We start from the raw sequence: 14,491 nt of genomic DNA, 5'->3' as shown, positions 1-14,491 counted from the left end.
ATAGGACCCGGCCCCGGACCCCTCCGTCCGGCCCGCGTCTTTCCGCTGTGCGCGTACGGTCGGCCCGATCGGGGCTGCCGGTACGATGGTCGCTCGTGACTTCCGACACCTCCCTCCCCGTGTCCCGGCCGCAGCCCCCGCTCCCCGAGGGCGCCCCCGCCGCGGTCCTATGGGACATGGACGGCACGCTCGTCGACACGGAGCCCTACTGGATGGCGTCCGAGCACGCGCTGGTCGCCTCCTTCGGCGGCGTCTGGACGCACGAGGACGCGATGAGCCTGGTCGGCTCCGGCCTCCCCGCCTCCGCCCGCATCCTCCAGGGCAAGGGCGTCGACCTCTCCATCGAGGCGATCATCGACCGGATGACCGACGAGGTCGTCGCGCAGCTCGCCGAGAGCATCCCGTGGCGCCCCGGCGCACTCGAGCTGCTCGCCGCCGTCCGCGACGCGGGCGTGCCGCAGGCGCTCGTGACCATGTCGATCGGCCGGATGGCGTACGCCGTCGTCGACCGCCTCCCGTTCCCCGCCTTCGCCACCGTCGTCAGCGGCGACATGGTCGAGCAGAGCAAGCCGCACCCCGAGGCCTACCTCCTCGCCGCGCGCACCCTGGGCGTCGAGGTGGACGCCTGCGTCGCCATCGAGGACTCGCACGCGGGTCTCGCCTCCGCGGTCGCCTCGGGCGCCGCCGCGATCGGCGTGCCGCACCAGCTCGAGCTGGACGCCGACGCCCCCTATTCCCTCTGGCCCACCCTCGCGGGTCGAACCGTCGCGGACCTCGCGCTGGTGTCCTCCGAGCACCGCTCCCGCGTGCTCACGACCGAGACGGAGGCCCGCCGATGACCGGTGAGGCACTGCAGCATTCCGGACCCTTCCGCGCGGGCGACCGCGTGCAGCTGACGGGGCCGAAGGGGCGGATGAACACCATCACCCTCGTTCCCGGCAAGGTCTTCCACACCCACCGCGGCGGGATCGAGCACGACACGGTCATCGGGCTGCCCGACGGCTCCGTCGTCGTCAACACCGTCGGCGTCGAGCACCTCGCCCTGCGTCCGCTGCTCGCCGACTTCGTGATGTCGATGCCGCGCGGAGCGGCGATCGTCTACCCGAAGGACGCGGCGCAGATCCTCGCGCTCGCGGACGTCTTCCCCGGCGCCCGCGTCGTCGAGGCCGGTGTCGGCTCCGGCGCGCTCTCGCTCTGGCTGCTGCGCGCGATCGGCCCGGGCGGCCGGCTCTCCTCCTTCGAGCGCCGCGAGGAGTTCGCGGACGTGGCCCGCGCCAACATCGAGACCTTCCTCGGCTACACGCCCGAGAACTGGAGCGTCACCGTCGGCGACCTCGTCGAGGAGCTGCCCGGCGCCGTCGCCCCCGGCGAGGCCGACCGCGTCGTCCTCGACATGCTCGCGCCCTGGGAGTGCCTCGACGTCGCCGCCGACGCGCTCACGCCCGGCGGCGTCCTGCTCTGCTACGTCGCGACCGTCACCCAGCTCTCGCGCGTCGCCGAGGCGATCCGGGCCTCGGGCCTGTTCACCAACCCGGCGTCGAACGAGACCATGGTCCGCGGCTGGCACGTCGAGGGTCTCGCCGTCCGCCCCGACCACCGGATGATCGGCCACACCGGCTTCCTGATCACCGCCCGCCGCCTCGCGCCGGGTGCGGTCCTGCCGGAGCTCAAGCGCCGCCCGTCCAAGACGGACTTCAGCGACGAGGACGTCGAGGCGTGGACCCCCGGCGCGCTGGGGGAGCGGGCCGTCAGCCCGAAGAGCCTGCGCAAGCGGGTGCGGGAGTCGGCCACCAGCGCCGAGCTGTCGCGGGCGCGGGGCTTCGGCGAGGCCGACGCGGACGGCGACGGCGGTGCCGCGACCGGCTCGGGCGACGACGAGGGCATCGTCTAAGCTGATCCCGGCTTTCCGGTCCCCGGACCGAGCCGCCGTCCCGATCGTCTCGCACTCGGGCCCCACCACTCCCACTTCGTGAAACGAGGACCCGTGCGCAGGACCACCGCGCTCATCGCCGGCATCGGCATCGTCGCCGCCCTGACCGGATGCTCCGCGTCCTCGTCGAAGGCCGACTGCGACGCCCCCTACTCGTCCGGCGCCTCGTCGTCGGCCGTGAAGGCGACCGGCGACTTCGGCGAGCAGCCCGACGTGACGGTGCCCTCGCCGCTGAAGGCGGACGGCACCCAGGTCAGCACGCTGATCGAGGGCTCCGGTGACCCGCTCGAGAAGGGCCAGCTCGTCACGATCGACTACACGCTGGTCAACGGCGCCGACGGCTCGGTCCTCGAGGCCTCGCCCTACGACGGAGCGAGCACGGCCACCTTCACGGTGGGCGGCGCCGGGCTCGTCGGCCTCAACCAGGGTCTGCTCTGCAGCCAGGTCGGCTCGCGCGTCGCGATCGCGATCGCCCCGGAGGACGGCTTCGGCGACTCCTCCGCCCAGCTCGGCATCTCGGCCGACGACACCCTCGTGCTCGTCGCGGACATCGAGAAGGCCTCCCTCGCCCGCGCGAACGGCGAGGCCCAGCCCGTGCCGAACGGCTTCCCCGCCGTGACGCTGGACCCCGACGGCGTCCCCGGTCTGGCCAAGCCCTCGGGCGACGCGCCCACGACGCTCGAGATCGCCCAGCTCAAGAAGGGCGACGGCGCGGTCGTCGAGGACGGCGACACCGTCGTCGTGCAGTACACCGGCTGGATCTGGGCCGACGGCAAGATCTTCGACTCCAGCTGGCAGAAGGGCGCCCCGGCGACCTTCGTCGCGACCGAGGGCCAGGGCGGCGTCATCGCCGGCTTCGCGAAGGCCCTGATCGGCCAGCCGGTCGGCTCCCAGGTCATCGCGATCATCCCGCCCGACGAGGGCTACGGGGACAACCCGCCGCAGGAAAGCGGCATCAGCCCCGACTCGACCATCGTCTTCGTGGCGGACGTCCTCGCCATCAACTGAGCGCGCTGCTCCGTCCTCGCTGATGGAGCAGCCCGCTGTGGGGGCGCATCGAGATCCCCCTTCTACCCGGAGCCGGGTCTGCAGGCGCGGCCTTCTGACGGAGGCGGGGTCTCGATACGCCCCTGCGGGGCTACTCGACCAGCATGCGTGTGCGCGGGCCGGTCGTTGCGGCCTCGTTCGTTCCGGGAGCTGCGCCCTCCTGCTGATCGAGTAGCCCGCGGAGCGGGCGTATCGAGATCCACCAGCGTCGGACGTCTGCTCTGCAGGCCCGTCCTGCTGGGGACGGCGGGTCTCGATACGCCCCTGCGGGGCTGCTCGACCAGCATGATCGTGCCGTGGCCGCCGCGCCGGTCCGTGGGGCGACTCGGGGCACGTCGGGGGCGGCGGGGCCCGGCCCTAGACTGGAGGGCGTGCCCGCCGACGCTTCGACCTCGAGCCGCATCCCGGCCGAGGAGCGTCTGTTCAACCTGGTGCTGGCGCTCGTGGCCGCCGAGAACGGACTGACGAAGGCCGACGTGCTCTCCACGGTGCAGGGCTATCGGCAGCGGTCCGACCCGGGAGACCGCGCCTCTCTCGAGCGGCAGTTCGAGCGCGACAAGGACGATCTGCGCGAGCTCGGCATCCCGATCGAGACGGTCGACGCGCCCGGCGACCCGGGCAACACCCAGACGGTCCGCTACCGGATCGCCAAGCGCAGCTACGACCTCCCCGCCGACCTCTTCTTCGACCAGGAGGAGATGGCGCTGCTGCGCCTCGCCGGCGCGGTCTGGCGCGAGGGCACGCTCTCCGCGGAGTCGCGCCGCGCCCTGATCAAGCTGCGCTCGCTCGGCGTCGACTCGGTCGACCCGGTGATCGGCATCAGCCCCTCGATCCGGGTGCGCGAGGCCTCCTTCGAGCCGCTCAACGCGGCGCTCGACCGCGGCCAGGTCGTCCGCTTCCCGTACCTCAAGCCCGGCGGCGACGAGCCGCGGACGCGCACCGTCAGGCCGCGCGCGCTCGTCAACCACCAGGGCCGCTGGCACCTGCACGGCTGGGACGAGACCGCCGAGGGCACCCGCACCTTCCTCCTCTCCCGCATCGTCGGACCCGTCGCGACCACCGGCCGCACCGCCCCGGCCGAGCCGGGCGACCACGCCGCCACCGCCCTCGCCCAGCTCGACGAGATCCTCGCCCGCAGCACCGCGCTCCTCCAGGTCGCGCCCGACTCCGACGCGGCACTCCGGCTCGGCGTGCGCGCCGAGGCGGCGGGGGAGGGCGCGGACCTGCTGCGCCTGCACTTCACCGACGCCGACGTCCTCGCGGACGAGCTCGCCGGCTACGGACCCGAGGTCGTCGTCCTCGAGCCGGAGCCGCTGCGCCGCAAGGTCGTCGACCGCCTGCGCCGCACCTTCAGCGACCACTCCTCCGGCGACCACGCCGCCACCGAGAACGGGGGAGCCGCCCGTGGCTAGGCCCCGCTCGCTCCAGGCGCGGGACCGCCTCGCCGTCCTGCTGTCGCTCGTCCCGTACCTCCTCGACCGCGGCCGGGTGAGCGTGTCCGAGGTCGCCTCGCACTTCGAGATCGCCGAGGAGGAGGTCCGCCGCGCCGTCCGCCTGATCGCCGTCTCCGGCATCCCCGGCGAGACCTCGCAGTACCAGTCCAACGACCTCTTCGACATCAGCTGGGACGACTTCGAGGAGAACGACCACATCGTCCTCACCCAGCAGGTCGCCATCGACGACTCGCCGCGCTTCTCGGCGCGCGAGGCCGCGGCGCTCATCGCCGGGATGCAGTACCTGGCCGCCCTGCCCGAGAACCAGGGCAACGACCGCATCGCCTCGCTGATGGGCAAGCTCGCCCGCGGCGCCTCCTCGGCACCGACCGCCGTCGCGGTCGCCCGGGGCGTCGGCGCCGACGCCTCGCTCGCCACGATCCGCACCTCGCTCGCGAGCGGCACGCAGCTCGCCTTCGATTACCGCAGCGCCCGCGGCGAGACGGAGTCGCGGCTCGTCGACCCGTTCCTGCTGGAGTCGGTCGACCGCGACTGGTACCTGCGCGGCTGGGACCACCTCCGCGAGGGCGTCCGCACCTTCCGCGTGGACCGGATGCGCGCGCTCACCGACACCGGCACGCCGATCGTCCGCCGCCGCAACGAGGTCACGCTGCCCGACCGGCTGTTCGAGGCGTCCGCCTCCGACCTCCTGATCGACCTCCGGGTCGCCCCGGGCTCGGTCGCGCTGCTGGGCGACTACGCCGCGGACGCCGAGTTCCCGTCGGTTCCCGCCGGAGACGAGGGCGCGGGAGTGCTCGTCCGGATCCGCGTCGCGCACCTCGCCGGCCTCACCCGCCTGGTCGCCTCGCTGCCCGGGCTCGTGACCGTCGTCGCCCCCGAGGCGGCGCGCACCGCCGTCGCCGAGTGGACCCGCGCCGCGCTGACGGCCAACGGAGAGGAGACCCCGTGACCTGGTGGTCCTGGATCCTGATCTGGCTCGCCCTCGCGATCGCCGCCCTGGCGGTGCTCGTGCTGTTCGGGCTGTCCTACTGGCGGAAGGGCCGGCTGCTGCTCGGCCAGCTGGAGGAGTTCACCGCGAAGCTCGACGCCCTGCAGGTGCCGGAGCCCGCCGTTGCGTCGACCCGGCCGCCGTCCTCGCTCTTCGCCGATCGCGACGAGGTCCGCCGCGGCCACGAGTCCCGCCGGGACGCCCGCCGGGAGAGGACCGAGGATCGCCGGTCACTCCGGGTCGAACGGGGTAGGCTCCTGGTACACCGCAACCGACAAGTGAAGTGAGACTGCAATGTTCGCTGGCCTCCAGGGGTGGCACCTCCTCATCATCCTCGCCGTCATCCTCCTCCTCTTCGGTGCGCCCAAGCTTCCTCAGCTCGCGCGCAGCGTCGGGCAGTCGATGCGCATCTTCAAGAGCGAGGTCAAGACCATGAAGGACGAGGACGGGACCGAGCGCAAGGACGCGACGGACTCGACCACGGCTTCGGGCTCGACCACCGCCACGGGTACGACCACCGGCACCGGCACGACGCTGCCGCCCGAGTCCCCGCTCAAGTAATGACCTCCGTGGCAGCGAAGAAGCCACGGACGAAGCGAGCGGGGAAGAACCCCGAGGGACGCATGTCCCTCGGGTCCCACCTGATCGAGCTTCGCAACCGGCTCTTCATCGCGGCGATCGCGATCGCGGTCTGCTGCGTCGCCGGCTGGTTCCTCTCGGACTGGGTGCTCGAGGCCCTCAAGGCCCCGATCGCCGAGGTCGCCCGCGATCAGAACAAGACCGCGGTCCTCAACTTCGAGACGATCACCGGCGCGTTCGACCTCAAGCTCCAGATCGCGATGACCATCGGCATCGTGATCGCGAGCCCGGTCTGGCTGTTCCAGATCTGGGCGTTCCTCGTCCCCGGTCTGACCGGCAAGGAGGTCCGCTACGGCCTGGGCTTCATCCTCACCGCGATCCCGCTGTTCTTCGCGGGCTGCGCCTCGGGCTGGTTCGTCTTCCCGCACATCGTCGAGTTGCTGACGAGCTTCACCGGCTCGGACGCGGCGAGCGTGCTGAGCGCGAAGACGTACTACGACTTCGTGCTCAAGCTCGTGCTGGTCGTCGGAATCGCCTTCGTGCTGCCGGTCTTCCTGGTGCTGCTGAACTTCGTCGGCATCCTGCCCGGCTCGCTGATGATCAAGTCGTGGCGCGTCGCCATCATGGTGATCGTGCTCTTCACGGCCATCGCCACCCCGGCGGCGGACCCGATCTCGATGTTCCTGCTGGCGATCCCGATCACGATCCTGTTCTTCGCCGCCTGCGGCATCGCGCTCCTGCACGACAGGCGCGTCGCCAAGCGGCAGATCGTCTTCGACGGCAGCCCCTCCGACCTGCCGGCGTGACCGGCGCCACTCCCGCCGAGCGCTTCGCGGCGTTCCGCACACGACAGGGCCACGCGAGGGTCGAGGCGTTCCGCTCGACCCTCGCGTTCGACCTCGACCCCTTCCAGTACGAGGCCTGCAGCGCGCTCGACGACGGGCGGAGCGTCCTCGTCGCCGCACCGACCGGCGCCGGCAAGACGGCGGTGGCCGAGTTCGCCATCCACCTGGCGATGCAGGATCCGAATGCCAAGGTCTTCTACACGACGCCGATGAAGGCGCTGAGCAACCAGAAGTTCCAGGAGTTCGTCGAGGACTACGGAGCGTCCGAGGTCGGCCTGCTCACCGGCGACTCGAACGTCAACGCCCGCGCGCGGATCGTCGTGATGACGACCGAGGTGCTCCGCAACATGCTCTACGCGGACTCCGACCTGCTCCGCGACCTCGCCTACGTCGTGATGGACGAGGTGCACTACCTCGCCGACCGCTTCCGCGGCGCGGTCTGGGAGGAGGTCATCATCCACCTCCCGCAGTCGGTCCGGCTGGTCTCGCTCAGCGCGACGGTGTCCAACGCCGAGGAGTTCGGCGACTGGCTGCAGACCGTCCGCGGCGAGACCGAGGTCATCGTCTCGGAGGAGCGGCCGGTGCCGCTCGATCAGCACGTCCTCGTCGGCGGCAAGCTGCTCGACCTCTTCGACTCGTCCGGGCGCGCGGCGACCAACCGCGTGAATCCCGAGCTCGCCCGCCTCGCGCAGGGCGGCACCCGCGTCGAACGCGGTGGTCGCGGCTCCGGGCGCGGCCGGGGTGGCGGCGGCGGTCGCTTCCATGAGACCCGCACCGAGGACCTCGTCCCGCGCTCCGAGGTCGTCGAGATCCTCCGCGGCAAGAACCTGCTGCCGGCCATCTTCTTCGTCTTCAGCCGGAACGGCTGCGACCAGGCCGTCCGCCAGGTGCTGCGCTCGGGCGTCCGGCTCACCGAGCGGCACGAGCGCGACGAGATCCGCGCGATCGTCGAAGAGCGCTGCCGGACGATCCGCGACGAGGACCTGGCGGTCCTCGGCTACTGGGAGTGGCTCGACGGGCTGCAGCGCGGCGTCGCCGCGCACCACGCCGGCATGCTGCCCGCGTTCAAGGAGGTCGTCGAGGAGCTGTTCCTCCGCCGCCTGGTCCGCGTGGTCTTCGCCACCGAGACACTCGCGCTCGGCATCAACATGCCCGCTCGCACGGTCGTGCTCGAGAAGCTCGAGAAGTTCAACGGCGAGTCCCGGGTGCCGATCACTCCCGGCGAGTACACCCAGTTGACCGGTCGCGCCGGCCGCCGCGGGATCGACGTCGAGGGCCACTCGGTGATCCAGTGGCGCGGCGGGATGAACCCGCAGGCCGTCGCCTCGCTCGCCTCGCGCCGCACCTACCCGCTTAACTCGTCCTTCCGCCCCAGCTACAACATGGCGGCCAACCTGATCGACCAGTTCGGCCGGGTGCGCACGCGCGAGATCCTCGAGTCCTCGTTCGCGCAGTTCCAGGCCGACCGCTCCGTCGTCGACCTGGCGCGCCGGGTCCGGCAGCAGGAGTCGTCGCTCGAGGGCTACGTCACCGCGATGCAGTGCCACCTCGGCGACTTCGAGCAGTACGCCGCGATCCGCCGCGAGATCGGCGAGCTGGAGCGCCGCGGCGCCGTCCGCGGCGAGTCCGCGTCGCACAGCGAGCGCGAGAAGCGGCAGGGGCAGCTCAGCGATCTGCGCCGCCGGATGAAGGCGCACCCCTGCCACGCCTGCTCGGATCGCGAGCAGCACGCCCGCTGGGCCGAGCGCTGGTGGAAGCTGCGCAAGGAGACCGACGAGATCGAGCGTCAGATCCGCTCGCGCACCGGCGCGGTCGCCCGCATCTTCGACCGGATCACCGACGTGCTGAGGGAGCTCGGCTACTTCCGGCTCGACGAGGCCGGCGAGCTGTCCCTCACCCCGAACGGCCGGACGCTCAAGCGCATCTACGGCGACCGCGACCTGCTCGTGGCCGAGTGCCTGCGCAAACAGGCCTGGACCGAGCTCGACCCGGCCGGTCTCGCCGCGATGGCGTGCTGCCTGGTCTTCGAGCCCCGCCGCGAGGAGGGCACCCTCGGCGAGAAGCACCTCCCGCGCGGCACCTTCCCCGAGGCGCTCGAGAAGACGCAGCTGCTCTGGGCGAAGCTCGACGACGTCGAGCGCGACCACCGGCTGCCGGGCAGCAATCCGATCTCCACCAGCCTGGCGCTGCCGATGAACATGTGGGCGCGCGGGATGCCGCTCGACGCGGTCCTCCGCGAGTCCGACATGGCCGCCGGCGACTTCGTCCGCTGGGCGAAGCAGACGATCGACCTGCTCGATCAGCTCTCGCTCGTGGCCGAGGGCAAGGTCGGGCGCGCCGCCCGTGCCGCGCTCGAGCTCGTCCGGCACGGCATCGTCGCCTACTCGACGGTCGCATGAGGGCGGTGATCTCGGCGCCCACCGGGCGCACGGCACCGCTGTGGCTGGCGATCCCGCTCGCGGCCCTCGGCGGGGCGACCCTCGACCGCGGCTTCCCCGACTCCGACGTCTGGCCGCTCGCGATCGTCGGCACCGCCGCGATCCTGTTCGCGCTGGCCGGCCGCGGCTTCTGGAGCGGCGCGCTGGTCGGCCTGGTCGGCGGCGCGGTCTTCTGGGGTGTGCACATCCAGTGGCTGACGCTCTACCTCGGCCTCGTGCCGTGGGCGGCGCTGGCCGGGCTGCAGGCGATCTTCTTCGCGCTCTCCTCCGGCCTGACGGCGATGCTGCTGACGCGGGGGCAGCGGGTCTGGACGGGGCCGCTCGGCCGGATGATCGGGCTGCCCGCCCTGGTCGCCGCGCTCTGGGTGGGCCGCGAGACGATCACGATCCAGTGGCCGTACGGCGGGTTCGCCTGGGGGCGGCTCGCGCTCTCGCAGTCGATGGGGCCGCTCGCGGACCTCGCCGCCTGGGTCGGCTTCTCCGGCCTGAGCTTCGTGGTGGCGTTCCTCGCGGCGACGCTGGCGCAGGCGGTGCGGACGACGTCGGTGCCGGCCTCGGGCCGCGCGGCCGTCGTCGCCGGCTTCTCGATCGTCGCGCTCGTCTTCCCGGCCTGGCCCGCGCCGACCGAGGGGACGACGCGGATCGCCGCGGTGCAGGGCGACTCCGACGCGGGACTGTTCTCGCAGAGCTACCGCGGGCAGATCCTCGAGGACCACACCTCCGCGACGCTGCCGATCATCGACGAGGACGTCGACATGGTGGTCTGGCCGGAGAACGGCGTCGACGTCGACCCGACGCGGAACGCGCAGTCCGCCGCCGTCCTCGACTACCTCAGCAGCCGGATGGACGCGCCCTTCATCGTCGGGACGATCACGAACCCCTCCGACGACGTCTTCTACAACAGCTCGCTGCTCTGGAAGGCGGGGGAGGGCGCGACCCAGATCTACGACAAGGTGCACCCGGTGCCGTTCGCCGAGTACATGCCGGACCGCGCCTTCTGGCGGATGTTCGCGCCCGACCTCGTGGACCTGGTCAGCCGCGACTACTCGATCGGCACCCGCTCGAACGTCTTCGACATCGACGGGATCCTGGCGGGCATCGCGATCTGCTTCGACATCTCGGACGACTCGCTGACGAACGCCATGGTCGACGGCGGGGCGCAGCTGGTGCTCGCGCAGACCAACAACGCCGACTTCGGGCGGACGGACGAGAGCGTCCAGCAGCTGGCGATCGCGCGGCTGCGGGCGATCGAGACGGGCCGCAGCGTGGTCAACATCTCGACGGTCGGCACGAGCGCCATCATCGCGCCGGACGGCTCGACGATCGACTCGCTGGAGTGGTTCGAGCCGGGTGCGATGGTGGACGAGGTGCCGCTCGCCTCCGTGACGACACCGGCGCTGGTGTGGGCCCGGAACCTCGGCTGGTACTTCCTCGCCGCGAGTCTGATCGGGCTGGTGTCGTTCGTGCTCCGGACGCGCGAGCCGCGGCGCCGCCGCTAGCGCTCGATCCGCGTCCGGGCACGAAGAAGGGTCCGCCGGCCGGCGAGGACGCCGGCCGAGCAGGACCCTGGGGCGCTATGCGCCGATCTTGTGCTCTCCGCGACGGGCGCGGAGGTAGGCGAGGCGCTCCTCGAGCAGCTCCTCGAGTTCCGCACGGGTGCGGCGCTCCAGCAGCATGTCCCAGTGGGTGCGCGGTGCCTTCTGCTCGCCCCGGTCGACGACGACGGGCTTCGAATCCACCAGCAGCACGGCCTCGTGGCCGCAGTTGCGGCACTCCCAGGTCTCGGGCGCTTCGGCGTCGGCCGAGAACACCATGTCGGTGTCGTGGCCGCAATCCGAGCAGTGGTACGTGAACGTCGATCGCGGTGAGAAGACGACGCCTTCTTCGCTCTGCAGGCTCTGTGAGCCGAGCCTCATCCCGCGCAAGCTTCGATCTGCCATTGTGTGGTCTCCTCTCGCTGTGCTCCGACAAGTGTCGACCGCGGACCTGGGGGTGGTCCGGAGAGGCCCCCGTTTGCCAGAGGATCGTCAGGTGAGCGGGGCTTTTCCGGCGCGCTCCGGGCTGTCGTCGTCGCGGCCCGGAATCCCGTCCACGGCGAGGCGGGCGAGGTCGGTCCGGTCGGTCACGAGGCCGTCGACGCCGAGCTCGAGGAGGGCCCGCATGCGCCGTGGGTCGTTGATCGTCCAGAGGTGGATCTCGGCGCCGGTGGTGCGCAGCCGGGCGAGGATCCGGGGCGCGGTGACCCGCAGTCCGGCCGCACGCTCGGGGACCTGGAGGGCGTCGATGCCGCGGAGCGCCCGGCGGACGAGGGCCGGCGACCCGAGGTGCGCGCCGACGAGGGCGGCGACGAAGCGGGGGGCGGAGGCGGAGGTCGCGATCCCCGGGAGCCGCCGCACGGCCGCGCGGCGCCGCGACTCCGAGAAGGAGGTGATCAGCACGCGGTCGCGTGCCCCTGCTGCCCGGACCGCCTCGACCACCGGGACGACGGCCGTCCTCGCCTTGACGTCGATGTTGAAGCGGGCGTGCGGGAGCAGGCGGAGCGCCTCGGCGAGGGGGAGCAGCCTCTCCCCGGAGGGCAGGACGCACTCGGCGAGCTCCTCCCATCGGGTCCGGTCGATGCGGTGGCGGGCGCCCGAGACGTCCACGATCGCGTCGTCGTGCACGAGCACGGCGACGCCGTCGAGCGAGGCGCGGACGTCGGTCTCGAGCAGGTCCGCGCCCGCGGCGAGGGCGCGCTCGAAGGACTCCAGCGTGTTCCCCTCACCGCCCGGCGCGAAGCCGCGGTGGGCGATGACGCGCCGCCGCCGTCCCGAGAGGAACGGCGGCCGCGAGGTCGTCATGGCAGAGAAGCCCTAGAAGGACGGGGCCGGGGGAGTCATTCCCGACCCGTCCTGCTCGCGCTCGGGGCGGGTCGGCGAGTTCTTGCCGAACGCCTGGCCCATGCCCTTCAGCGCCTCGGTGAGCTCGCTCGGCACGATCCACAGCTTGTTGGCGCTGCCCTCTGCGATCTTGGGCAGCATCTGCAGGTACTCGTAGGCGAGCAGCTCGTTGTCCGGGCGGCCCTCGTGGATGGCGGAGAAGACGGTGGTGATCGCCTTCGCCTCACCCTCTGCGCGGAGGACCGCGGCCTTGGCGTCACCCTCGGCTGCGAGGATCGCCGCCTGGCGGTGTCCCTCGGCGTTCAGGATCTGCGACTGCTTGGTGCCCTCGGCGGTGAGGATCACCGCGCGGCGGTCGCGCTCGGCGCGCATCTGCTTCTCCATCGAGTCCTGGATGGAGATCGGCGGGTCGATCGCCTTGAGCTCGACGCGTCCGACGCGGATGCCCCACTTGCCGGTGGCCTCGTCGAGGACGATGCGCAGCTGGCCGTTGATGTTGTCGCGGGAGGTCAGCGCCTCCTCGAGGTTGAGCCCGCCGACCACGTTGCGGAGCGTGGTGGTGGTGAGCTGCTCGACGGCACCGAGGTAGTTGGCGATCTCGTAGGTCGCGGCCCGGGCGTCGGTCACCTGGAAGTAGACGACCGTGTCGATCGAGACGACCAGGTTGTCCTCGGTGATGACGGGCTGCGGCGGGAAGGAGACGACCTGCTCGCGCAGATCGACGGACGGGCGGACCCGGTCGATGAACGGGATCACCAGGTTGAGGCCCGGGAGGAGGGTGCGGTGGTACTTGCCCAGGCGCTCGACGACCCCGGCTGTGGCCTGCGGGACGATGCGGATGGCCTTGAACAGCACCACCAGGGCGAAGAGCACGATGACCGCGATGATCACCGTGGTCACGACTGCTGCGGTGTTCACGAGGAGCTCCTTTCGGCGGGGACGACGACCGCGGTCGCGCCCTCGATGGCGGTGACGACGACACGTTCGCCGAGACCGAGCGGACGGGATTCGACGAGCGGGGACAGCTTGAGCGTCCACGTCTCGCCGTTGACGAGCTTCACCTGGCCCGGGCCGGGCCCGGCGATGACGACGCTGCCGGTGAGGCCGAGCAGCGCGTCGGCTCCGGTCGGCGTCGGATCGCCGCCGCGCTTGAGCAGCCGCAGCAGCGGGGGCCTGACCAGGAAGAGCAGCAGCACGGCGAGGACCGCGGCGACCGGGACCTGCACCCAGAACGGGGCGCCGACGAGGCCGGTCGCGAGGCCGCCGATGCTGCCGACGGCGAGCATCAGGAAGGTGAACTCGAGAGTGATCATCTCGACGATCACGAAGATCAGGATGAGGGCGATCCAGAGGATCCAGGCGTACTGAGTCACTGCGTCCATGCGGTGCTCCTTCCCCTTACGAGCACGGGAGTCAACGGTAGCAAGGGGGGCTGGGAGGGGAGTGGGCGGCGCGGGACCGGCGCCGGCGGCGGCGGCTTGGTAGGCTCCTGCGTCGGGCCGTGGGCCCGTCACCCGTGCCCGATCCGGCTCCTGCGCCGGCGTCCTGGAGGATCTCCTCGTGTCCAACCCCCTCGCTCCCGGCTCGCTCGACGGCAAGCGCGTCCTCGTCACCGGCTCCTCGCGCGGCATCGGCGCCGACACCGTCCGCTACTTCGCCGAGGCCGGCGCGAGCGTCGTCGTCAACTACCGCTCGAAGGCGCCGCGCGCGACGAAGCTCGTCGACCAGATCACCGCCGCGGGCGGCTCCGCCTTCGCCGTGGGCGCCGACCTCACCGACGCGGAGTCGCGGACCGCGCTGTTCGCGGAGATCGAGGAGAAGCTCGGCGGGCTCGACGTGCTCGTGCTGAACGCCTCCGGCGGCATGGAGAGCAACATGGGCGAGGACTACGCGATGGTCCTCAACCGCGACTCCCAGGTCGCCACGCTCGAGGCGGCGCTGCCGCTGCTCGGCGAGGGCTCGCGCATCGTCTTCGTCACCAGCCACCAGGCGCACTTCATCCGGACCACGCCGACCATGCCGGAGTACGAGCCGGTCGCGCTGTCCAAGCGCGCGGGCGAGGACGCCCTGCGCGAGCGGATCCCGGCGCTGACCGAGCGCGGTGTCGAGTTCGTCGTCGTCTCCGGCGACATGATCGAGGGCACCATCACCGCGACGCTGCTCGAGCGCTCGAACCCCGGGGCGATCAGCTCGCGTCGCGAATCGGCGGGCAAGCTCTACAATGTCGGCGAGTTCGCGGCCGAGGTCGCCCTCGCGGCGGTCGAGCCGATCCCCGCCGAGAACACCCGCCTCGTCGGCGACACGGCCGACTTCGCCTGACTCCGGCGCCCG

15 protein-coding genes are annotated in these 14,491 nt (G+C 71.9%); 11 read left to right on the top strand and 4 right to left on the bottom strand.

The window, feature by feature from the left end; genetic code table 11:
* Positions 1-95: 95 nt before the first annotated feature.
* The 10 genes from C1I64_RS07785 (at position 96) to lnt (ending at position 10,780) form a co-directional block, all read left to right on the top strand.
* Complete coding sequence (locus C1I64_RS07785; RefSeq protein ID WP_279630161.1) at positions 96-839, top strand: HAD family hydrolase; 744 nt, start codon at positions 96-98, stop codon at positions 837-839.
* Positions 836-1,891 carry a tRNA (adenine-N1)-methyltransferase gene (locus tag C1I64_RS07780; RefSeq protein WP_127886840.1) on the top strand — a complete coding sequence of 352 codons (1,056 nt, stop codon included), beginning with the start codon at positions 836-838 and terminating at the stop codon, positions 1,889-1,891. The genes C1I64_RS07785 and C1I64_RS07780 overlap by 4 nt, the downstream gene beginning before the upstream one ends.
* Positions 1,892-1,984: 93 nt before the next feature.
* Positions 1,985-2,938 carry an FKBP-type peptidyl-prolyl cis-trans isomerase gene (locus C1I64_RS07775; protein WP_127886839.1) on the top strand — a complete coding sequence of 318 codons (954 nt, stop codon included), beginning with the start codon at positions 1,985-1,987 and terminating at the stop codon, positions 2,936-2,938.
* 410 nt (positions 2,939-3,348) lie between these two features.
* Positions 3,349-4,389: a helix-turn-helix transcriptional regulator gene (locus tag C1I64_RS07770; protein WP_127886838.1), complete on the top strand. Its 1,041-nt coding sequence runs from the start codon at positions 3,349-3,351 to the stop codon at positions 4,387-4,389.
* Positions 4,382-5,380 (top strand): helix-turn-helix transcriptional regulator, encoded by a 999-nt coding sequence (locus C1I64_RS07765; RefSeq protein WP_127886837.1) that lies wholly within the window; start codon positions 4,382-4,384, stop codon positions 5,378-5,380. The genes C1I64_RS07770 and C1I64_RS07765 overlap by 8 nt, the downstream gene beginning before the upstream one ends.
* Entirely contained in the window at positions 5,377-5,706 is a 330-nt protein-coding gene (locus C1I64_RS07760; RefSeq protein ID WP_127886836.1) for a hypothetical protein, read from the top strand. Before C1I64_RS07765 ends, C1I64_RS07760 begins: the two co-directional genes overlap by 4 nt.
* A 7-nt stretch (positions 5,707-5,713) precedes the next feature.
* A complete protein-coding gene (gene tatA / locus C1I64_RS07755; RefSeq protein ID WP_123446332.1) occupies positions 5,714-5,980 on the top strand; it encodes a Sec-independent protein translocase subunit TatA in 267 nt (88 codons plus the stop codon).
* 62 nt (positions 5,981-6,042) lie between these two features.
* Entirely contained in the window at positions 6,043-6,804 is a 762-nt protein-coding gene (gene tatC / locus C1I64_RS07750; RefSeq protein ID WP_123446333.1) for a twin-arginine translocase subunit TatC, read from the top strand.
* Complete coding sequence (locus C1I64_RS07745; RefSeq protein ID WP_127886835.1) at positions 6,801-9,242, top strand: DEAD/DEAH box helicase; 2,442 nt, start codon at positions 6,801-6,803, stop codon at positions 9,240-9,242. Before tatC ends, C1I64_RS07745 begins: the two co-directional genes overlap by 4 nt.
* A complete protein-coding gene (lnt, locus tag C1I64_RS07740) occupies positions 9,239-10,780 on the top strand; it encodes an apolipoprotein N-acyltransferase (protein WP_127886834.1) in 1,542 nt (513 codons plus the stop codon). The genes C1I64_RS07745 and lnt overlap by 4 nt, the downstream gene beginning before the upstream one ends.
* Positions 10,781-10,855: 75 nt before the next feature.
* Here the strand turns inward: lnt and C1I64_RS07735 are convergent, their stop codons facing one another.
* The 4 genes from C1I64_RS07735 to C1I64_RS07720 all read right to left on the bottom strand — a co-directional run bounded on the left by C1I64_RS07735 (position 10,856) and on the right by C1I64_RS07720 (position 13,542).
* Entirely contained in the window at positions 10,856-11,221 is a 366-nt protein-coding gene (locus C1I64_RS07735; protein WP_123446336.1) for an RNA polymerase-binding protein RbpA, read from the bottom strand.
* Positions 11,222-11,308: 87 nt separating this feature from the next.
* Entirely contained in the window at positions 11,309-12,121 is an 813-nt protein-coding gene (locus tag C1I64_RS07730) for a glycerophosphodiester phosphodiesterase family protein (protein ID WP_127886833.1), read from the bottom strand.
* Positions 12,122-12,133: 12 nt separating this feature from the next.
* Positions 12,134-13,051 (bottom strand): SPFH domain-containing protein, encoded by a 918-nt coding sequence (locus C1I64_RS07725; protein WP_372487865.1) that lies wholly within the window; start codon positions 13,049-13,051, stop codon positions 12,134-12,136.
* Between the two features lie 23 nt (positions 13,052-13,074).
* A complete protein-coding gene (locus tag C1I64_RS07720; RefSeq protein ID WP_123446339.1) occupies positions 13,075-13,542 on the bottom strand; it encodes an NfeD family protein in 468 nt (155 codons plus the stop codon).
* Between the two features lie 178 nt (positions 13,543-13,720).
* Here C1I64_RS07720 and C1I64_RS07715 point away from each other — a divergent pair, with 178 nt between their 5' ends.
* Positions 13,721-14,479, top strand: coding sequence for an SDR family oxidoreductase (locus C1I64_RS07715; RefSeq protein WP_127886832.1), 759 nt, complete (start codon positions 13,721-13,723; stop codon positions 14,477-14,479).
* Positions 14,480-14,491 lie beyond the last annotated feature (12 nt).

Source organism: Rathayibacter festucae DSM 15932, assembly GCF_004011135.1.
Classification (GTDB): Bacteria; Actinomycetota; Actinomycetes; order Actinomycetales; family Microbacteriaceae; genus Rathayibacter; species Rathayibacter festucae.
Note: the sequence above shows the minus strand (reverse complement) of the source record. Positions and strands in the feature narration are given on the sequence as shown.